This window comes from Hamadaea sp. NPDC050747 (assembly GCF_040654195.1).
In the GTDB taxonomy this organism is placed as follows: domain Bacteria; phylum Actinomycetota; class Actinomycetes; order Mycobacteriales; family Micromonosporaceae; genus Hamadaea.
This window is the reverse complement of sequence record NZ_JBFAHM010000004.1, coordinates 365,546-384,121: the sequence shown is the minus strand read 5'-3', so window position 1 is coordinate 384,121 and position 18,576 is coordinate 365,546. Positions and strand designations below refer to the sequence as shown.

22 protein-coding genes and 1 tRNA gene are annotated in these 18,576 nt (G+C 69.7%); 15 read left to right on the top strand and 8 right to left on the bottom strand.

Going from position 1 to position 18,576, the window contains the following annotated elements:
- Positions 1–858 (bottom strand): PRC and DUF2382 domain-containing protein, encoded by an 858-nt coding sequence (locus AB0H43_RS11220; RefSeq protein WP_359999126.1) that lies wholly within the window; start codon positions 856–858, stop codon positions 1–3.
- A gap of 348 nt (positions 859–1,206) precedes the next feature.
- Between AB0H43_RS11220 and AB0H43_RS11215 the strand changes: the two genes are divergently transcribed.
- A complete protein-coding gene (locus AB0H43_RS11215) occupies positions 1,207–1,872 on the top strand; it encodes an HAD family hydrolase (RefSeq protein WP_359999125.1) in 666 nt (221 codons plus the stop codon).
- A gap of 83 nt (positions 1,873–1,955) precedes the next feature.
- On the opposite strand, the gene AB0H43_RS11210 is transcribed toward AB0H43_RS11215, so the two are convergent.
- Complete coding sequence (locus tag AB0H43_RS11210; RefSeq protein WP_359999124.1) at positions 1,956–3,221, bottom strand: hypothetical protein; 1,266 nt, start codon at positions 3,219–3,221, stop codon at positions 1,956–1,958.
- Positions 3,222–3,346: 125 nt separating this feature from the next.
- On the opposite strand from AB0H43_RS11210, the gene AB0H43_RS11205 reads away from it, so the two are divergent.
- Positions 3,347–3,823 carry a hemerythrin domain-containing protein gene (locus tag AB0H43_RS11205; protein ID WP_359999123.1) on the top strand — a complete coding sequence of 159 codons (477 nt, stop codon included), beginning with the start codon at positions 3,347–3,349 and terminating at the stop codon, positions 3,821–3,823.
- 54 nt (positions 3,824–3,877) lie between these two features.
- Positions 3,878–4,201 (top strand): plasmid stabilization protein, encoded by a 324-nt coding sequence (locus AB0H43_RS11200; RefSeq protein ID WP_359999122.1) that lies wholly within the window; start codon positions 3,878–3,880, stop codon positions 4,199–4,201.
- A gap of 55 nt (positions 4,202–4,256) precedes the next feature.
- Here the strand turns inward: AB0H43_RS11200 and AB0H43_RS11195 are convergent, their stop codons facing one another.
- Entirely contained in the window at positions 4,257–5,018 is a 762-nt protein-coding gene (locus tag AB0H43_RS11195) for a hypothetical protein (protein WP_359999121.1), read from the bottom strand.
- Positions 5,019–5,055: 37 nt separating this feature from the next.
- Between AB0H43_RS11195 and leuS the strand changes: the two genes are divergently transcribed.
- Genes leuS through AB0H43_RS11175 form a run of 4 tightly spaced genes read left to right on the top strand, consistent with a single transcriptional unit; the run spans position 5,056 to position 9,592 of the window.
- On the top strand, positions 5,056–7,488 hold the full coding sequence (gene leuS / locus AB0H43_RS11190) for a leucine--tRNA ligase (protein ID WP_359999120.1): 2,433 nt from the start codon (positions 5,056–5,058) through the stop codon (positions 7,486–7,488).
- A 26-nt stretch (positions 7,489–7,514) separates the two neighbouring features.
- Positions 7,515–8,159, top strand: coding sequence for a TetR family transcriptional regulator (locus AB0H43_RS11185; RefSeq protein ID WP_359999119.1), 645 nt, complete (start codon positions 7,515–7,517; stop codon positions 8,157–8,159).
- A complete protein-coding gene (locus AB0H43_RS11180; protein WP_359999118.1) occupies positions 8,156–8,740 on the top strand; it encodes a DinB family protein in 585 nt (194 codons plus the stop codon). Before AB0H43_RS11185 ends, AB0H43_RS11180 begins: the two co-directional genes overlap by 4 nt.
- A 33-nt stretch (positions 8,741–8,773) precedes the next feature.
- The gene (locus tag AB0H43_RS11175) at positions 8,774–9,592 is read left to right on the top strand and encodes a hypothetical protein (RefSeq protein ID WP_359999117.1); all 819 of its coding nucleotides are present in this window, start codon (positions 8,774–8,776) and stop codon (positions 9,590–9,592) included.
- A 51-nt stretch (positions 9,593–9,643) separates the two neighbouring features.
- On the opposite strand, the gene AB0H43_RS11170 is transcribed toward AB0H43_RS11175, so the two are convergent.
- The 3 genes from AB0H43_RS11170 to AB0H43_RS11160 all read right to left on the bottom strand — a co-directional run bounded on the left by AB0H43_RS11170 (position 9,644) and on the right by AB0H43_RS11160 (position 11,443).
- Positions 9,644–9,716 (bottom strand) — tRNA-Lys (locus AB0H43_RS11170).
- A 342-nt stretch (positions 9,717–10,058) separates the two neighbouring features.
- Positions 10,059–10,802, bottom strand: coding sequence for a hypothetical protein (locus AB0H43_RS11165; protein WP_359999116.1), 744 nt, complete (start codon positions 10,800–10,802; stop codon positions 10,059–10,061).
- Between the two features lie 77 nt (positions 10,803–10,879).
- Positions 10,880–11,443, bottom strand: coding sequence for a hypothetical protein (locus AB0H43_RS11160; RefSeq protein ID WP_359999115.1), 564 nt, complete (start codon positions 11,441–11,443; stop codon positions 10,880–10,882).
- A gap of 107 nt (positions 11,444–11,550) precedes the next feature.
- Here AB0H43_RS11160 and AB0H43_RS11155 point away from each other — a divergent pair, with 107 nt between their 5' ends.
- From AB0H43_RS11155 to AB0H43_RS11130, 6 genes are all read left to right on the top strand, one after another.
- Positions 11,551–12,813 (top strand): threonine/serine exporter family protein, encoded by a 1,263-nt coding sequence (locus AB0H43_RS11155; protein WP_359999114.1) that lies wholly within the window; start codon positions 11,551–11,553, stop codon positions 12,811–12,813.
- Between the two features lie 187 nt (positions 12,814–13,000).
- The gene (locus AB0H43_RS11150) at positions 13,001–13,141 is read left to right on the top strand and encodes a hypothetical protein (protein WP_359999113.1); all 141 of its coding nucleotides are present in this window, start codon (positions 13,001–13,003) and stop codon (positions 13,139–13,141) included.
- Between the two features lies 1 nt (position 13,142).
- A complete protein-coding gene (locus AB0H43_RS11145) occupies positions 13,143–13,754 on the top strand; it encodes a histidine phosphatase family protein (RefSeq protein ID WP_359999112.1) in 612 nt (203 codons plus the stop codon).
- A 249-nt stretch (positions 13,755–14,003) separates the two neighbouring features.
- Positions 14,004–14,606: a YciI family protein gene (locus tag AB0H43_RS11140; protein WP_359999111.1), complete on the top strand. Its 603-nt coding sequence runs from the start codon at positions 14,004–14,006 to the stop codon at positions 14,604–14,606.
- Positions 14,607–14,673: 67 nt separating this feature from the next.
- Positions 14,674–15,108: a GNAT family N-acetyltransferase gene (locus AB0H43_RS11135; RefSeq protein ID WP_359999110.1), complete on the top strand. Its 435-nt coding sequence runs from the start codon at positions 14,674–14,676 to the stop codon at positions 15,106–15,108.
- A gap of 49 nt (positions 15,109–15,157) precedes the next feature.
- On the top strand, positions 15,158–17,026 hold the full coding sequence (locus tag AB0H43_RS11130) for an ABC transporter ATP-binding protein (RefSeq protein ID WP_359999109.1): 1,869 nt from the start codon (positions 15,158–15,160) through the stop codon (positions 17,024–17,026).
- Here AB0H43_RS11130 and AB0H43_RS11125 read toward each other — a convergent pair.
- Together AB0H43_RS11125 and AB0H43_RS11120 are read right to left on the bottom strand one after the other, a co-directional pair.
- The gene (locus AB0H43_RS11125; protein ID WP_359999108.1) at positions 17,011–17,439 is read right to left on the bottom strand and encodes a hypothetical protein; all 429 of its coding nucleotides are present in this window, start codon (positions 17,437–17,439) and stop codon (positions 17,011–17,013) included. The genes AB0H43_RS11130 and AB0H43_RS11125 overlap by 16 nt on opposite strands.
- A 29-nt stretch (positions 17,440–17,468) precedes the next feature.
- Positions 17,469–17,831, bottom strand: a complete 363-nt coding sequence (locus AB0H43_RS11120; protein ID WP_359999107.1) for a MerR family transcriptional regulator — start codon at positions 17,829–17,831, stop codon at positions 17,469–17,471.
- Between the two features lie 52 nt (positions 17,832–17,883).
- On the opposite strand from AB0H43_RS11120, the gene AB0H43_RS11115 reads away from it, so the two are divergent.
- A complete protein-coding gene (locus AB0H43_RS11115) occupies positions 17,884–18,312 on the top strand; it encodes a hypothetical protein (protein ID WP_359999106.1) in 429 nt (142 codons plus the stop codon).
- The gene (locus tag AB0H43_RS11110; protein WP_359999105.1) at positions 18,279–18,572 is read left to right on the top strand and encodes a GrpB family protein; all 294 of its coding nucleotides are present in this window, start codon (positions 18,279–18,281) and stop codon (positions 18,570–18,572) included. Before AB0H43_RS11115 ends, AB0H43_RS11110 begins: the two co-directional genes overlap by 34 nt.
- The last annotated feature ends 4 nt before the right edge of the window (positions 18,573–18,576 follow it).

The window sequence follows — 18,576 nt, the reverse complement described above, 5'->3', positions numbered from 1 at the left end:
CTACCGCCTACGGTCCCGTCCGGAGCGGTCGTCCTCCACATCGACCTGCTCCTTGCGTACGGTGCCCTGCACGTGCTGCTGCTCCGTGTGGGTCTCCGTCACGAGACCGACCTGCTCCACCGGCACGGTCTCCTTGCTGACGGTCGGCCGCTCCTCGTGCAGAGTCACCTCCGCGGTCTCCTCGGCGAACGGATGCTCACCCGTCGCCCGCCGGGATCCCGGCCCGTCGATCGGGCGGCGTTCGACGCGGACCTCCTCGTGGCTGACCGGGACCGTGATGTCGACGTTCTCGGTCACCACGTGCTTGCGCAGGCGGACCTTGCCGGTCTCGACCTGCTGCTTGCCCGTCCGCAGCTGCTCCTCGTAGCGGGTGAGGTTGAGGTTCTCGGACTTCTCGCCCATCCCGCTCCGGCCGGCGGTCTGCGTCCGGTCGCCCATCCGCATGTCGCTGCCCAGCCGAGCCTGGTCGCCCGTCCGGTCCGCACCGGCCCGGATGGACTCGCCGATGGCCGACGATGCGCGACCGGCGAACTTGCCGGCCGGCAGGTTGTAGTAGTACCGGTCCAGCTCGGCCGCCGATCGCTCGCTCAGATTTCCGGACTCCCGTTCGACCTGCGGCGCGCCCCGAACCTCGTCCTTCATGGCCGACACATGGAGTTCGTGGCCCTCGATATGGCTCTCGTCGTCGAGGGGCACGAAGTTCTCGTTCGTGCCGAACCATCCGGTACGCACGGCGACCCATGCGGGGTGCCCGTCGTCACCGTCGAGATAGACCTGGCCGACCGACCCGATCTTCTCCCCGGCAGCGTCGTACACCTTGGCTCCGGCCAGCAGGTTCAGCTGTTGCGTGCTGATCATCAGAAAACCCCCGTCTTCCTGCGTCACGTCTTCTGGCCTTGCGAAGATCGCGTACCCACCTGATCAAGACGGAAACTCGGCGCGCGTTAGCAAGATCTCAATGTCCACGACCGTCGCGATCTTGATCCCCGCGTACGCCTTAGCGGACCCCGGTCCGGTGAGAAGACTCTACGGAGCGGCCCACGTCTTACCTGCTCGCGCTCGGAATGCTGTCGCCCGACCGCGGATGGCGCTGGCCGCGCGGCTTCTGGGCCGGCCGGGGGAGTGCGCGCACTCGGCAGTAGCGGCTCACCCGGGAGATGTGGGACCGTGTCCGCCGGGACGACATCGAGCTGACCGGGGGTGCTGGTGATCAAGGCGGTTTTCTTCGACGTCGGCGGGACCATTCTGGACGAGTCGCGGGAGTTCGCGACCTGGGCGGACTGGATCGGCGTACCGCGTCACACGCTGTCGGCCGTCCTCGGCGCGGTGATCGCCCGGGGCCTGGACTTCCGGCAGACGTTCGAGATCGTTCGCCCCGGCTTCGACCTCGAAGCCGAGCGAGAGCGGCGCGAGGCGGCCGGCCGGCCCGAGACGTTCGACGACGAAGACCTCTATCCGGACGCCCGCCGCTGCCTGGCCCGGCTGAAGGAACAGGGCCTGCTCGTCGGCCTGGCCGGGAACCAGCCCGCGTATGCCGAGACGATCCTGCGCGGGCTGGACCTGTCGGTGGACGTCATCGGCACCTCCGAAGGATGGGGCGCGGCCAAGCCGTCGACAGCCTTCTTCGACCACGTCGTCCGCGAAAGCGGCGTCGACGCCTCGGCGATCCTCTACGTCGGCGACCGCCCCGACAACGACGTACGCCCAGCGCTGGAAGCCGGCCTGAAGACCTGCCTCATCCGGCGCGGACCCTGGGGTCACATCCTCGACATGCCGGCCGTCGCGGAGCGAAGCCTGTTCCGCATCGATTCGCTGGACGACCTCCCGGATCTGGTAGCTCACCACAACGCCGGGCACTCCTCTCCCGCCTGATCATCGCGCCAGCCAAGCTGCTTCAGAAAGCGAAATGCCCGAGTAAACAGCATGGCTGACGCAATGATCACGCCGCGTCGGCCTCAGCGGCGGGTGTACGCCGTGACCGGCCCGGTCAGCAACAGGACCAGTGAGCTCACGGCGAGGCAGGCGACGGCAAGGTTCCCGCTCAGCGAACCGAGCTGCATGGGCGTGCCGACGGGGGGCGCCTCGTCGGCGATCAGACCGGGCAGCGGCGACTGCAGCGGGCACATCGCCCAGACGAGGGCCGCGGCGGCGAGGAACGCCAACGTGACGCGGGCGAGGTCGACGCCGTGCCGGAGGTGACGCAGGAGTAGGACGGCCACCGATCCAGCCACGAGGACGCCGGCCAGCGACAGGCCGGCGAGCCCGACCGTCACCCCGCCGGAGGGGGCGAACTCGTCGGAGTCGATCGAGTCGAGCTCAGGCCGGACGACGATCGCGAGGATGAGCTGCGCGGTGGCAAGCAGCGGCGCGACGACCACTCCGGCGACGATCGCCCAGGTGGCCGCGGTCAGCTCGGCGGGTGGCGTCGGTGGCGCGGGCGGTTCGCTCGGCTGATCGGCGGAACCGAGAACGCGGAGTAGACGTTCGTGCTCAGCCGGAGTGCCGATCGCGGCCCGGTCCTGCGGATGCTCGGCGTACCAGCGGATCGCGTCCGCGAGCAGCGCCGTGTCGATGCCGACCCGGGCGGGGATGACCGGCGCGTGCCGCTGCCCCGTCCCGACAGCCTGCCCCTGCTGCGTCACCAGGTCCGGACGCAGTAGGCGCAGCTGGATCAGGTGCGTGTTCGGCGACGGGCGTGGCGGCCCGCCCGGCGCGAGCGACTCCCAGGGCACCTGGCGGCTGAAGATCCCGATGTTCCAGTCCACCCCGTCCGGGGTGAGGCGCAGGCCCGGTGCCGAGCCGATCCGCCACAACCTATGCAGCAGGAAGAACAGACCGAAGACGGCCGGCGTCATCGACCAGGCGAAACCGCCGCCGTCGACGGCGTTCAGACCCACCACCCCGGCTGCGGGTCCGGCCACGACGAGGAACCCGACGACGACCCAGCGGAGGTCGTTCGCCGGCGGGACCGTGAACGCGTCGTCGGTGACGGCGAAGCGAGCCGGGCGGTTGCCGGTACGCAGGTTGATGACCAGGCTACGGACGAGCAGTACGACCACCGTGCCGGCGGCCACCGCAGCGGTCCCGACTCCGGTCCAGAGCAGAGCGCTCTCCGCACCCACGGCGCGCAGATAGGGGAGGCCGACCGCGACCGCGACGGCGTACACCGCTGCCGTCGTGACGGACGTCTGCAGCGCGCGGCTGGACTTCGCGTAGGCCATAGTCGATGTTGTAGCACTCGTGTGCCACCACCGGCTCGGCTCGGGGTTTGAGGTCCCGTGGCCACGGGGATGACTCGGGTAGGCCCAGGTGGCCGGGCCGGACGTCGGACGCGAAGGAGCGCGCTGTGGATGGGATCGTACTGCTGAAAGAGGACCACAAAGCGGTCAAGCGGCTGTTCCGGGAGTTCGAGCGTACGCACAAGGACGCCTCGCCCGAGCAGAAGCGGACGCTGGTCGACAAGATCATTCACGAGCTGACGACGCATGCGTTCATCGAGGAGACGATCTTCTACCCGGCGGCGCGCGCCGAGGTCCCGGACAACGACGAGCACGTCCTCGAGTCGGTCGAGGAGCATCACGTGGTCGCCTGGCTGCTGTCCGAGCTGGCCAAGCTGAATCCGGCCGACGAGACGTTCGACGCCAAGGTCACGGTGCTGATCGAGAACGTCGAGCATCACGTCGAGGAGGAGGAGCAGGAGTGGTTCCCCGAGGTGCGCAAGTCCCTCGGCCGTAATCGCCTCGCCGAACTCGGCGAGCAGATGGAGGCCGCCAAGTCCAAGGCGCCGGCCGACCCCCTGGCGTTGATGTCCGCCACGGCGTGATCCGCAGCGGGTCACGCGGAGGCCAGGCGACCGGCACAACGAAAGGAGAAAGCCATGCCCGCTGGATCGAGCCCGAAGCGCGAACGGCAATACGAGCACATCAAGTCCAGCGCGAAGAAGCGCGGCATGTCCACCGATCGGGCGGAGGAGATGGCGGCGCGGACCGTCAACAAGGAGCGCGCCCGTCATGGTGAGTCGAAGACGGCCAGCAAGCTGTCGCTGTCCGACATGTCGTCGGGGGAGCGGGGCGGCAAGCGGTCGCACGGCGGGCCCAAGGGCCAGACCAAGGCGCAGCTCTACAACGAGGCCAAGGACCGCAACATCAAGGGCCGGTCCACGATGACGAAGGCCCAGCTGCAGCGAGCGCTGTCGCGCTGACGCCGCCGACTCGGGACGCGTCATGGAGGCGGAGGGCGCTGTGCGCCTCCGCCTCCTACGGGTTCCCGGCGCCGAGGGCGGCGCGGAGCCGGTCGTGCTCGGCCTGCGTACCGATGGCCGCCCGGTGCTCGGGGTGATCGGCGTACCAGTGGATCGCGTCGGCCAGGAACACTGGCAGGACGTCCAACGCCAGCGAGAGGTTCGGCCGTTCGGCGGTCCCGCTGCCGAGGCGCATCCCCCGCTGGGACACCAGCTCCGGCCGGGAAATGATCAACGGCAGTCGATAATCCGACGGCCGCGGCCGGTTTGGGCCGCCCGGGGCGAGGGCCTCCCACGGGATGTGCCGCCGGAAGATACGCGCGTTCCAGTAAACGCCTGTCGGGCGCAGCTCGAAGACCGGTCCCGGCCCGAGGGCGAGGAGCAGCCCGATCGAGATCGTCATGACGACGACGAAGGCGATCGCGATGCCGCGCGTGTCGGGCGTCCGCCACATCGTTCCGGCCAGCGGTCCCACGAGGAGGATGCCCATGACACCGTTGAGGCGAAGGTCGACCATCGGCGGGATGCGGAACGCGCCGCTCCGCACGGTGAATCGGGCGGGTCGGCAGGAGCGCAGCGAGGCCAGCCGCATCGCGTTGACGACGATCCCGGCGAGACCGCCCAGCAACGCCACGCCCATCGAACCGAGGACGAGGACGAAGACGACGGTGCCGTCCGGGTCGTGTGCGTCGAACCACGCGATCGAAACCCCGCTGGCCAGCGAGAACAGGATCGCGCCGGCCAGCACCCAGCTGACCACCCCCGTACGCGAATTCATGTGCATGTTGTATCAAAGCGATGCCAGACTGACGTAGATGGCCATCGACAGCGGCGAAGAGGCGTACGACCCGAACCCGGTCGTCGACAAGTGGATCGCGATCTGGGACGAGCTGGGCGTCTATCGGGCGCGGGACGACGACACGCCTCGGTCGTACGTCGTCAGCATGTTCCCGTATCCGTCGGGCGACCTGCACATGGGCCACGCCGAGGTCTACTCGATCAGCGACGCGATCGCCCGCTATCTGCGGATGCGGGGCCAGAACGTGCTCAACGGGATCGGCTGGGACTCCTTCGGGCTGCCCGCCGAGAACGCGGCCCTCAAACGCCGCCTCGACCCCCGCGACTGGACCTACGCCAACATCGAGACCCAGGCGCGCTCGTTCCGCCGCCTCGGCGTTTCGTTCGACTGGCGTACGCGGCTGCACACGTCGGATCCCGAGTATTACCGGTGGAACCAGTGGCTGTTCCTGCGGCTGTTCGCGGCCGGCCTCGCGTACCGGAAGGAGGCGGCGGTCAACTGGTGCCCGAACGACCAGACCGTGCTGGCCAACGAACAGGTCGTCGGTGGCCGCTGCGAGCGGTGCGGCGCGGTGGTCGTCCAGCGGCCGTTGACGCAGTGGTTCTTCCGCACCACCGGGTACGCCCAGCGGATGCTCGACGACATGGCTCAGCTGGCCGGGCGCTGGCCCAACGAGATCCTGGCGATGCAACGTAACTGGATCGGGCGCTCCGTTGGTGCGTACATCTTGTTCGAGATCGAAGGCCGGGACGACGCGGTCCGGGTGTTCACGACACGCCCGGACACGTTGTTCGGCGCGACTTTCCTGGTGGTGGCGATGGACGCGCCGCTCGCCGCGGAGCTGGTGAGCGACGGCCGGCGGGCCGCCTTCGAGGCCTACCGTGAGCAGGCCGCGACCGCGACCGAACTGGAGCGGCTGGCGGCGGACCGGCCGAAGACCGGCGTCTTCCTGGGCCGGTACGCGATCCACCCGGCGACCGGCGAGCGTCTGCCGGTGTACGCGGCCGATTACGTCCTGGCCCACTACGGAACCGGCGCGATCATGGCGGTGCCCGCGCACGATCAGCGGGACCTGGACTTCGCGCTGGTCCACGCGCTGCCAATACGCCCAGTGATCGAAACCGGCGAAGCCGACCCGCGCGAGACCGACGTCGCCACCGAGGGGGAGGGGCGGCTGGTCGACTCGGGGGAGTTCACCGGGCTGGCGTCCACTGAGGCCAAACAAGCGATCGTCGAGCGGATCGGCGCGCAGGAGGCGGTCACCTACCGGTGGCGCGACTGGCTGATCTCCCGGCAGCGCTACTGGGGCACGCCGATCCCGATCGTTCACTGTCCACAGTGCGGGCTGGTGCCGGTGCCCGACGACGAACTGCCCGTGACCCTGCCTGCGAGCGGCTACGACCTGCGGCCGACGGACGGCCGGTCACCGTTGGCGAGCGCGACCGACTGGGTGACAGTGGACTGTCCGCAGTGCGCCGGCCCCGCGCGGCGCGACACCGACACGATGGACACCTTTGTGGACTCCTCGTGGTACTTCCTGCGCTACCCGAATCCGTCGTATGAGGGCGGGCCGTTCGATCCGGCCGGCGTGGACCGCTGGCTGCCGGTCGACGAGTACATCGGCGGCCGTGAGCACGCCACCGGCCACCTCATGTACGCCCGCTGGCTCACCAAGGCCCTGCACGACCTCGGTCTGCTGCCGTTCACCGAACCGTTCACCCGGCTGACCAACCAGGGCCAGGTCATCATGAACGGCAAGGCGATGAGCAAGACGCTGGGCAACCTCGTCAATCTCCAGGAGCAGATCGCGAGCTACGGGCCCGATGCCGTCCGGGTGACGATGCTGTTCGCCGGGCCGCCCGAGGACGACATCGACTGGGCCGACGTCTCGCCTGCCGGTGCGGTCAAGTGGCTTGCCCGCCTGTGGCGGTTGTCCGGGTCGCTCGCACCGTCCACGGGAGAGTCCGATGAGGAGCTGCGGCGAGCGGTGCATCGCCTGATCGCGGAGACCACGTCCGCGATGGACGGTCGCCGGTTCAACGTGGCCATCGCGCGACTGATGGAGCTGACGACGGTGCTGCGCAAGGCTTCGCCGAGCGGTCCGGTCACCCGGGAGGGTGTCGAGGCGCTGGCGGCGATGGTGTCGTGCTTCGCGCCGTTCACCGCGGAGGAGATGTGGGAGCGGCTCGGCCACCCGCCGTCGGTCTGCGCCCGGCCCTGGCCGGTCGCCGACCCCGCGCTCCTGGTCACCGAGTCGGTCACCTGCGTCGTCCAGGTCAACGGCAAGGTCCGCGACAAGCTCGCGGTGCCGCCGGACGTCAGCGAGTCGCGCTTGCGGGAGCTCGCTCTCGCCTCCCAGAAGGTACGCACGACGCTGGGCGCGTCCGAAGTGGCCCGAGTGATCGTGCGCCCGCCGTCGCTGGTGAACATCGTCGCACTTGCGGGCTAGTACACCGACCGGTATATGTAGTAGGCGTGACACCGCGAGGGACCGCCCGTAGTTCGCTGATCGCCAGCGCGATCGACCTCATCGCCGCCCGAGGGGTCAACGCCGTCGGCGTGGACGCCATCGCCGGCCAGGCCGGCACCACCAAACGCACCCTCTACCTGCACTTCCCGGGCAAGGACGCGCTCGTCGCCGAGGCCCTGACCGTCCGCAGCGCAGGCTGGCACGACCAGCTGACCGCGGCCGTCTCCGCTCGCGCGGCCGACCCGGAGGGCCAGCTACTCGCCGTCTTCGACCTGCTCAGCGAGGCTGCGTCCGGACCGGGCTACCGAGGCTGCATGTTCGTCAACGCCGCCGCCGACCTGCCCGACCCCGATCACCCCGCACGCCCGGTCGCCAGCCTCCACAAGCGACGGCTGCTGGACTTCATCACCACGCGGACCGTCGCGATGGGCGTACGCGATCCGGAAGCGCTCGCCCGGCAGCTGAAAGTCCTGATGGAGGGGGCGGTCGCCACCGCCCTGGTCGATCCCGGCCCCCAACCGGCGCTGGACGCCCGGGCTGCCGCCGTCGTGCTGATCGCCGCCGCTCAGGTTCACTCCGCTCACGTCGAGCCCGCTCACGTCGAGCCCGCTCACGTCAAGGCTGCTCACGTCAAGAAGGGAACGTCGTGACCGACGAGACCGGCCGAGGTTCGGCCGCCGCCGCCCCCGACACCGTCGTCGACCTGTTCGCGACCTGGCTCGACGAGCTGGCCGGAGCCGTCCGCCACCGCTTCCAGGATCTGCCGGACGACGCCGTCGCGTACCGGCCCGACCCCGGCGGCAACAGCGTCGGCGTCACGCTCTGGCACTTCACCCGCTGGCTCGACCTGCTCACCCACCAGGCGTGGCGCGCCGAGCCGGTCAGCGGCGAAGTGTGGCACCGCAACGGGTGGGCCGCCCGCACCGGCTACGACCCGACCGGACTCGGCTTCCAGGGCTACGGCGTGGTCACCGGCTTCACCGTCGAAGAGGTCGACGCCGTTCCGTTCCTGACCTCGGCCGAGCTGCTGGCGTACTTCTCCGAGGTGACGGACAGCCTCCGGGCCGACCTGAGCGGCCTGACCACCGGGCAACTCCATGAGCCCGCCCCCGGACTGGGCGGGCAGCGCAGCCGCTACAGCTGGCTCGCGCCCGTCCTGCAGGGCAGCTTCGGGCACATCGGCGAGATCGACGCGCTCCTCGCGATGCGTACGCGTCGCATGGCCGACTGACGGTGAGCGCCCGCTGACCTAGCATTCGCCCCTGTGGAGATGCCTGGACAGCGCGCGCCGACCCGACCGGCCGTGCGGCGCAAGCGCGCCTGGATCGGCGTCCTGGCCACCATCGTCGCGGAGATCCTGAGCAACGCGGGCGGCATCGGGATCACCGTCATCACGCAGGACAAGCTGGACCCGGTGCCGCTCGTGCTCGCCCTCATCGGGGTCAGTGCGGTCGTCGCCCTGCTCCTCACGGTGCTGCCCAAGGGTGAGCCCCCGCCGCCGGTCGAGCATCCGGGCCGGCCGGAAGCCACGCCGCGGCGGATCCGCTACGTGTCCGTCGTCTGGGTGGTCGTCGTCATGCTCGTCGTCGGCATCGGCGGCGTCGGCCTCACCTACGCAGTCCAGCGCGGCTTCCCGGTGGTCTGCGAGAAACTGCTGACCGACATCTGCGGGCGGAACGAGCCGATCACCGTCGCCGCCACCGGCCCGGCCCCCTGGGTCGCCGAAGGGTACGGCATGCGGTTCGAGGTCGTGTCGACGCGGCGTACGTCCAGCAAATGGATGGGTGAGACGTTCCCGTCGATCACCATCACGGCCTACGTCACGCGTACGACGAAGTCCAAGCCGGGCCAGATGGGCTACCTCATCGTCGACCAAACCGGTAATGAGCTCACGGACGTTCCCTTCGGCGGCAGCACCGGCGACAGCGGCCTGCCGTACGGCCAGCGGCTCAAAGTCGTCTTCGTCGTGCGGGACGCGAAGGTGAAGGCCACCCGGCTCACCTTCATTCTGCACGGATTCTTCTGGCGGGACGGCCGCAACCTCGTGCTCACCGACGTCCGCGTGCCGGCAGCGGCGGCCTGACCGAACCGGCCGCATAGGCGGGGGCCACGCCTACCCTGGCGTGGCCCCCTGTTACGTGAGCCGGATTCGCACCGGCGTCCGTCGGATGAAGAGTCCGATGCGCTGCTACTGCGCCATCACGTCGCGTCCGGCGCTCGCCGCCACATTTAAAGCTCCAGGTCATTCCTATCGGCTGCCGAGTTGCCGCTACTCCACGAGACCACGAGAGAGGTCCCGCCCAGATTCGAACTGGGGTCTGCGAATCCACTGCCTGGCGCTGATCGATGCGAACTGGCCGAACTGTGGTTGAGCTTGGAGCAAGAGTCTGGATGCCGCCGGTCGCCTCTGCCAGTTGGGCTACCGGGACGTGAGTGCCCCGGGCAGGACTCGAACCTGCACACTGCCGGCCCGCGTCAGTGATGAACTCAAGCCTCAATCTCATCTTGTGCTCACCCGGCCGAAGCCGGGGGTCTCTGGGCGCGCCGCGTCAGGCGCGGTTCTCGGTGAAGATGAAGTCCAGGATCGCCTTGCCCATCTTGGCGTCCACCACCTCGGCCAGGTTCGCCTGCTCGCGCGCGGTCTTGACGGCCTCGGTCACCGCGGTGACCTGCGCCAGCCAGGTGTCGCGCTGCGACGGCGAAACCGCGCCGGACAGCTTCGTGGTCGACCAGGTGCCCTCCGGGACGTCCTTGGTCACCTTCTCCACGTGCGCCGGGTGCTTGTCCGTCGGCGGAACGACGACGATGAAGTCCTCAGACTTGCGCGACCGCATGGTCTTCACGGTGGCCGACCGGAACACCTGGTTGTCGGCGTCCCACGTCCAGTCGTCGGCGACGTCGGTGACCGGCAGCTTGGAGATGAACGTCCGCAGGTTCGTCAGCTGCTTCTCCAGCCACAGCAGCGTCGTCACCGGGACGTCGCGCGCCAGGACGGTGTCGCCGACCTTCACATCGGCCTTCGCACCCGCGTTCGCGGTGTCCTTGGTCAGCGTGAGGTCGATCAGCCGCTCCACGGCCGCCTGGATCTCCGAGACCAGCGCCGGCACCTTTGCGGTGACCTTCTTCGACTCCGAAGGCAGGACGTAACCGTCCTCCTCCAGCGGCTCGTAGGTCCGGATGAGACCCGCGAACAGGTCCGGCTTCTGCGCCTCGTGGTACGCCTTCGTCAAAGTCGTCTCGGCGGTGGCCTTGACGCCCTTCTCCAGCGCGATGATCTGATTCAGCTTCGTCATCGTGATCCTCCCCGTGCCCGGCCTCGATCACCGGACGCCTGACGGTAGAGGAGGATCGTGTGCCGCAGCAACGGGTTTCAGCGTTTCAAGTTCGGCACGATCAGTTCCGCCATGGCGACGAGGGTCGCCTCGTCGGCGTACCCCTGGTTCTGGAAGACCGCGATGCTCGCGTACGCGCTGGGATCGCTCGGGTCCCACGCGATCGTGAGCCGCGCGGTCGGAGCGATCAGATGCTCCTGTTCGTAGATCGCGGGGCGCCCGAGCACCGTGAGCTTGTGCCCGCCGGTGGCCGCCTCGGTCATGGCGGCGACGTCGACGCCGCGCCCGACGTCGAGCCGGACGGCTCGGGTCGGCAGTTTGACGTTGCAGCTGAGGTAGGACATCCCGTCCGGGTCGAACGACGTGCCCTGGCCGTGCACCTCGGGCGGAGTCTCCACGAGGGCGAGGACCTCGGGCCGGTTGATCAGCGGGCAGATCTCGTGGAAGGCGCGTTTGTGCCCGGCCTCGGACGGCTCGGCGAACGACGGCGCGACGTACGGCCGCGGGCCCTGCTCCCGGGGCCAGTTGGTGTAGACGGCGTAGACCAGCAGGCCGGACATGCCCAGCACGCCCAGCCATCCCAGCAGCTTCTGACCCCGCATGGCCGCTGATCATAGGACACTCTGACGGGTTGCGGGTTCGGCAGGAAATCGTGCGCTAAGTCGGAAATGACTCGCTATCGTGAGGTCATGCCCGGGACCGTGGAAACGTGAGCGGCGAACCCGCGGAGATCGACGCGTTCCTGCGGCGGCTCACCCGCTTCTTCCTGCGCAACAGCGCCGAAGGCGCGTTCGACGTACGCGACGTCGTCCGGCGGGTCGGCGCCTGTTTCGGCGTCCGGGCCGACGTGCTGCTCATCGCGGAGGCCGCCGTCGTCACGGTGGCCCACCCGGACGGCCCGGAATCCGTCGTGACCGTACGCGCAGTCCCCCAACTCGCCCGCCTCGACCGGGTGGCGCAATCGAAAAACCTGGTCACCGCGATCACCTCCGGCCGGCTGACGCTGGCCGAGGCCGACCGCGCCCTGACCACACTGGAGAGCAGCCGGGCGCCCTTCCCCGACTGGCTGAAAGTGATCGGCGTCGCGCTGTTCGCCGTCGGCTTCGCGCCCAGCGTCCAGGCGACCTGGCGGGAAGTCGGCTCGAGCGCCCTGCTCGGCCTCGTCATGGGTCTGCTGTTCCTGCTGGCCGGACGCTTCCGCCGGATGGACCTGGTCCTGCCGATCATCGGCCCCATCGCCGTCGGCGTGGTGGCGTTCGGACTACTCGACGCCGCCAACGCGCCCGGGGGCCCGGTGCTGGTCATGATCCCGGCGCTGTTCGTGCTCATCCCCGGCGACTACCTCTGCGCGGCCGCCGCCGAACTCGCCGTCGGGCAGTTCACCCCGGGTGCGGTCCGGCTTGCCCAAGCCGTCTTCATCCTCGTCGAACTGGCCGTCGGCTTGATCATCGCGGCCGAGATCACCCAAGCCGGCGCGGCCAGCCTCTCCGAACGAACCGTTCCGGACAGCCTGCCGTTCTGGATCGTGGTCGCCTCCTGGATCCCCTTCACGATCGGCCTGGTCCTGACCTTCACCGCCCGCCCCCGTGACTTCCTCTGGATGCTCCTGCTCGTCTACCTGGCCTGGGGCACCCAACTGGTGGCCACCGCCCTGACCGACCACATCGCCGGGACCTTCGTCGCCGGTGTCGTGCTGTCGGCCGCGGTCGGCCTCCTCGAATGGTCCGAGAACACGCCCCCGCGCATCGTCTTGATCCTCGGCGGGTTCTTCGCCCTCACCGTCGGTGCGGTGGCGCTGCGCGGACTCACCACGCTCGAAGGCGGCCAGACCGGCGAGGCGCTCAGCGACCTGGTCGCCGCCGTCATGCAGGCGACCGCCCTGACCCTGGGCCTCGTCGTCGGCACCATCGCCACTCTGGTCAAGCCCGCGAGAATGCGGCCGACCCCCGCGCGCGCCCCCACCGCCTCCTGACGGGAGGTTCCGTCCAGGCGCGCCGCTCGATGCGATGACGGCTGGTACCGTCGGCGGCGCTTGACCAATCGCCGTACCTCCACAAAGGATCGAAACATGCAGCCTGCACCGCCGCCGATCCAACCGCAGCCTTCCGACAGCGGCGCTGGCGGTCGCCTCCCTGAAGAGCGAGCGCTACGCCGACACGGTGGACGCGTACGCGGAGAAGCAGAAGGCGGGCACTGACACTGTCGACGACCAGTTGCACCGCCTCGACGTGTTCCAGGAGAACCTGGCGGCGTTCCGCGAGGTGTTGACGCTGTGCGAGCAAGCGGGCTGGAACTCCTGACATGGGCGAGCTGATCCTCGTACGCCACGGCGAGACCGAGTGGAGCCGCACCGGCCAGTACGCCGGACGCACCGACATCCCGATGACGGAGGCCGGCCGATCCGCCGTACGCCGTCTGAGGCCCGTCTTCGCATCCCGTCCGGTGGCGGCGGCGTTCACGAGCCCGGCCGGGCGCGCGGTGCAGAGCGCGACGCTGCTCGGCCTCGCTGACGTGCGTGCCGACGACGATCTGCGGGAGTGGGACTACGGCGGCTACGAGGGCCTGACCGAGCGGCAGATCGAGGCGACCCGTCCGGACTGGGACCTCTGGCGCGACGGCGTCCTCCCCGCAGACGCGGCTCATCCCGGTGAGACGGCGGCCCAGGTCGCGAGCCGGGTCGACGCCGTCCTGGCCCGAGTCCGGCCGCTCTTGTCCGACGGTGACGTCGTGCTCGTGCTGCACGGCCACCTGCAACGCGTCCTCGCCGCTCGGTGGCTCGGCCTGCCCCCCGAGGCGGGGCGGTTGTTGGCGCATCCGCACACCGCGACGGTCAGCATCCTGACCAGCGAGCACGACCAGCCGGTGCTCGGCTCCTGGAACGTCCGCCCCGATTCTGTCCTATCCGAACGGTAGGCTTCGCTCACATCGATTGGGCCGGTCAGCTGACCTGAAGTCCGGGCGTGCGGTCAGGGTGGCGGGAAGTCACTCGGCGACGTCCGAGAAGGGGCCGAACAGCCTCATCCCCGCCGCCCTCCAAGCTAGGCATCGCGTGGGCGCCTACACTCGCCGCGGACCGGGCGTTCGGGATCTTTTTCGTCGTGCGACGAGTGATCGACATCCCGTCGTGTGTCGCATCCGGCCGCGATTTCGACACGGAACGGGATGTGGATCAAGCACCCGATCCGTGGCGCGGCCAACGCGTGCACCAAGATGATCGACATGGAGTTCTTCTGCTACCACCGCGACCGCCCGGGTTCGCTGTCTCTGCGGGACGCGCTGATCGAGCCGCATTGGGCGTACATGGATGGGTTCGAGGCGGAGCTGATCGCGCGGGGTCCGGTCTTCTCGGTGGACGGCGAGACCCTGCTCGGCAGCGTGCACATCGTCGACCTGCCGGATGCGGCCGCCGCCCGGCGGTTCGCCTTCGAGGAGCCGAACTACCAGGCCGGGGCGTACCGGGATGTGCTGCTGCGGCGGTGGCGCAATCTGCTCGGTCGGACGATGTGGGAGTTCCCAGGGCTGCGCGACGAGGCCAACCGTTACCTCGTGCTGGGGCTGGGCGAGGGCGAACCGGCTGACCTGGAGGCACGCCAGGAAGACGGGCTGATCGCGTACGGGCCGCTGCTGTCGGATGACGGTGCGGCTTGGCTGGGGACGGCGGCGCTGCTGCGGGCGGCCGACGCGGACGCGGCCCGCGGCATCCTCACCGCCGACCGGTACGCCGTCATCGACGTGTACGCCTGGGAGCCGGGCGGCCGCCGCTGAGGCCGACGGAGGCCGGCAGCCGAGGTCGCGAAACAACTGCGTAACGCGCTCGGCCTACGGTGATCACATGCACGTGGAGAAGCGGGAACTCGGGGATCCCGACCTGGCCGCCCTGCTCGACGCGGCCTTCGCGCAACTCGTCGCCCGATACGGGGCCGAGGGCCGGTCGCACGTCCAGACCGACGCGAGTTACCTCGTCGCGGTGGTCGACGGGCAGGCGGTGGCCTGCGTCGCGCTGCAACACGCCGACGACGAAACCGGCGAGGTGAAGCGGATGTTCGTCAGCCCGGCGTACCGGGGTCGCGGACTGGCCCGGGCGCTGCTGGCGGCGGTGGAAGACGAAGGTCGTGCGCGGGGATATCAGACGATCCGGCTCACCACCGGCAATCTGCAGCCCGAGGCGATGGCCCTCTACGAGAGCAGCGGATACGCCGAGACCCCGCGCTACGGAAAGTACGTCGGCCAGCTCTGGACCCACTGTTACGCGAAGGCGCTCACGTAAGGGCGTAGGACTCTTCGTGAATCGGGCTCACGCCGCGACGATAGAGCGGGTGAGCGAGCTACCGAAGTTGCGCAGCGCCTGGTGGGAGGTCGGCCTCCAAGCGCGCGTCGACGCCGGGATCACCGGGGTCGCCAAAGCCCTTCCGCGCCTCATCGCGACCGCGTTCCGCCGGGCGATCGCCGCCGACCGGGCGGGCACGATCGCCACCATCGCGATCACGGTCACCGCCGGTGTCCTGGCGACGCTGGGTCTGCTGACCACCCAACGGGTGCTCATCGCCGTGCTGTCGCAGGGCCCGACCGTCGAACGCGTCGAGGCCGCCCTGCCCGCCTTGCTCACCCTGGTCGCTCTCATCGCCGTGCGCGGCGGGCTCGGCATCGCCTCCGGGTGGACCCAGACCCGCCTCGAACCCAGGTTGCGCCAGCAGGCCGAGCGCTCCCTCTTCGAGGCGACGACCGCGGTGCCCCTTTCGGCGTACGACAGTGAAGGCTTCACGGACGAGCTGGAACGCGGCAGCGGGCGAGGCGTGGACGCGGTGTGGAATGTGGTCCGGCACGCGATCAACCTGTTGGCGGGCGTCATCGGGGTGATCGCCGCGGGCGCCGCCCTCGCGCTGCTGCACCCGCTGCTGCCGGTGGCGCTGCTCGCCGCGAGCGTCCCCGAGGCCTGGGCGGCGCTGCGCGCGGGCGGGCAGCGCTACCGCGAATATCTGCTGGGCTCGATCCGCCGCCGTCGAGTGTGGATCCTCACGGAGCTGATGGCACGCCGCGGATCCGCCGCCGAACTGCGCGCCTACCATCTGCGCGACTTCCTGTTGCGACAGTACGACGTGGTCATGGACGCCGAGACCGCGGCCCAGCTGCGGCTCGCGCGAGCGGTCACCGCCACGACCACCGTCGGCGCGATCATCACGGGCGCCTGCAACGCCGGGGTCTACGGCCTGCTCGCGGGCCTCCTGATCACCGGGCACCTCCCGCTCGCGGCCGCAGCCACCGCCGTGGTCGCTCTCCAATCGGCGCGGAACAGCCTGCACGTGGCCACCATCTACATCAACGAGTTGTACGCCGATGGCCGTCACCTGCGTGATCTGGAGGAGTTCCTGACCCGGGCGCGAGGGCTGACCCCCGACGGGCCGGTGGAACCGGTTGTGCCGCAACGGTTCCGCACGCTCCGGCTCGACGAGGTGACCCTCCGGTATGCCGACCGCGACCGCCCGGCGATCGACGGGGTGAGCCTGACCATCCAAGCCGGACAGACAGTGGCGTTCGTGGGGGAGAACGGCTCGGGCAAGACCACCCTCGCCGCGGTCCTCACTGGACTGCGGGCACCGGATCAGGGCACCGTCTGGTGGGACGAGCACCGGCTGCCGGACCTCGACGCCGCCGCGGTGCGGGCCGCGTTCGGGGCGGTGACGCAGGACCACTGGCAGTGGCCGTTCACCGCCGAGACCAACATCCGCCTGGGCGACCTGGCGGTCGACGGGGGGCGCGATCCGGTCGAGGCGGCCGCCCGGGCGGCGGTCGCCCACGAGATGATCCTCGACCTGCCCCACGGGTACGCCACCCTGCTCGACCGCAGTTTCGAAGGCGGCCAGGACCTGTCCGGCGGCCAATGGCAGCGGCTCGCCGCCGCTCGCGGGTTCTTCAAGGACGCGGATCTGCTGATCATGGATGAGCCGTCGTCGGCGCTGGACGCCCGAGCCGAAGCCGCCCTGTTCGCGTCCGTCCGCGCCCGGCACGGCACGAAGACCACCGTGCTGATCACCCACCGGCTCGCCAATGTACGCCACGCGGACGTCATCTTCGTGCTCCACGAGGGCCGCCTGGTCGACCAAGGTACGCACGACGAGCTGATCGCCCGGGGTGGCCTCTACAAGACCTGGTACGACCTGCAGAAGATCGGCTACACCGACGCCTGAGCCGTGTCGTGACGCGGAAGCGGCTCGCCGAGCTGATCCTCGACCCGCCGCCGCAGCAGCTCGTATTCGTCGTTGCGCCGCTTCAACGGACCGGGCGGCCGCTGGACGATCCGGGCGCCGGAGACGACCTCGCCCGCCTGGAACTGCTCGCGGGTCAGGTCGATCTCGATCCCGCTGCCCAGGCGGTTCCACCAGTGGTAGCCCTGCGGCGCCCCGTCGGCGGTGTGCACGTCGCCCAGGACCAGGTCGCCGCCGAAGAGGTCGTGCAAGATCAACGCGGTCACATCGCAGTGGCCGCGGGACGGATTGGCGCCGTCCCAGCCCCACCGCTCCAGGTCGTCGGGGGAGCACGTGTCGGCGGCCCAACTGGCTCGCAGTGCGTTCTCCAGCGCGGTCAAGGTCGTCGGAGGCACGGGAGCGAGTTCGTCACCGGCGTCCGACCTCATGCGGTCGCCGCGACTTGCAGTGGGCACGCTGTGGCGACCCGTTCGGTCAGCTCCGCCCGCATCGCCGCGAGGTCGGCCATCCGGGCGTCGATCACCTCGATCTTCTCGGCGAACAACGCGGACAGCGCCGCGGCGCTGTCGGGGGAGTCCTTCAGCCGCTCGCCGGCCCGGACGATCTCGGCCAGCGAGAACCCGAGGCGTTGCGCCGTCCGGACGTACTCCAGCCAGGGCAGCGTCTCGGGCGGGAAGTCGCGGTATCCGTTGCTCAGCCGACGGCTCGACACCAGCCCGACCCTCTCGTAGAACCGCACGGCGTCCGTGGTCAGCCTGGCCCGTTCGGCGAGTTCCCCGATGCGCATGTTCCTCCCTGACTTGACCTTGAAGCGTACTCCAGGGTTTAGCGTCCCGATCATGACGAAGAACTACCTGCGTGTCGTCCGGATCAGCGCCTGGTACGACCTGGTCGTGACGGCCGGATTCGCCACCCCGTGGACGTACGCGCTGCTGCACGACGCGTTGTCGGCCGTGGGAACGGCGGTCGGCCTCGGCGGCTTCCCGCCCCTCGACCCTCTCCAATCGCTGTACGCCACCCTGATGGGCTCGGTCGTGCTGATCTGGGCGCTGCTGCGGGTCACGCGTACGCTGCCCATCCACGGGCTGTTGGACGGCATCGCCCGGATGCTGTTCTCCACCTGGTTCGCGTACGCCCTGGGGCACGGGGTGAGCGGAATCCTGTGGGGCTTTCTCGCCGTGGAGGTGACGTTCGGCCTGCTTCAGCTCGTACCCTGGGCCCGTAGAGTCACGGCATGGCCCAGCTCGGTTTGCCCTACGGAACCGTGACAGTCGTCGACCACGACCCGTCGTGGCTGCCCACCGGCGCGGCGTACGCGGCCGAGGTGGCGACGGTGCTCGGCGGGCTGAGTGGCGGCGTCGAGCACATCGGCTCGACCTCCGTCCCGGGGCTCGCCGCGAAACCCGTGATCGACCTGGCCGTCCGGCAGACGCCCGGCGCGTGCGTACACCCAGGCGAAGACCGACTTCCTGCTGGCCCTGCTCAGCTGAAATGCGTCGCGAACACGTCGAGACGGTCGTTACCGTGACCGC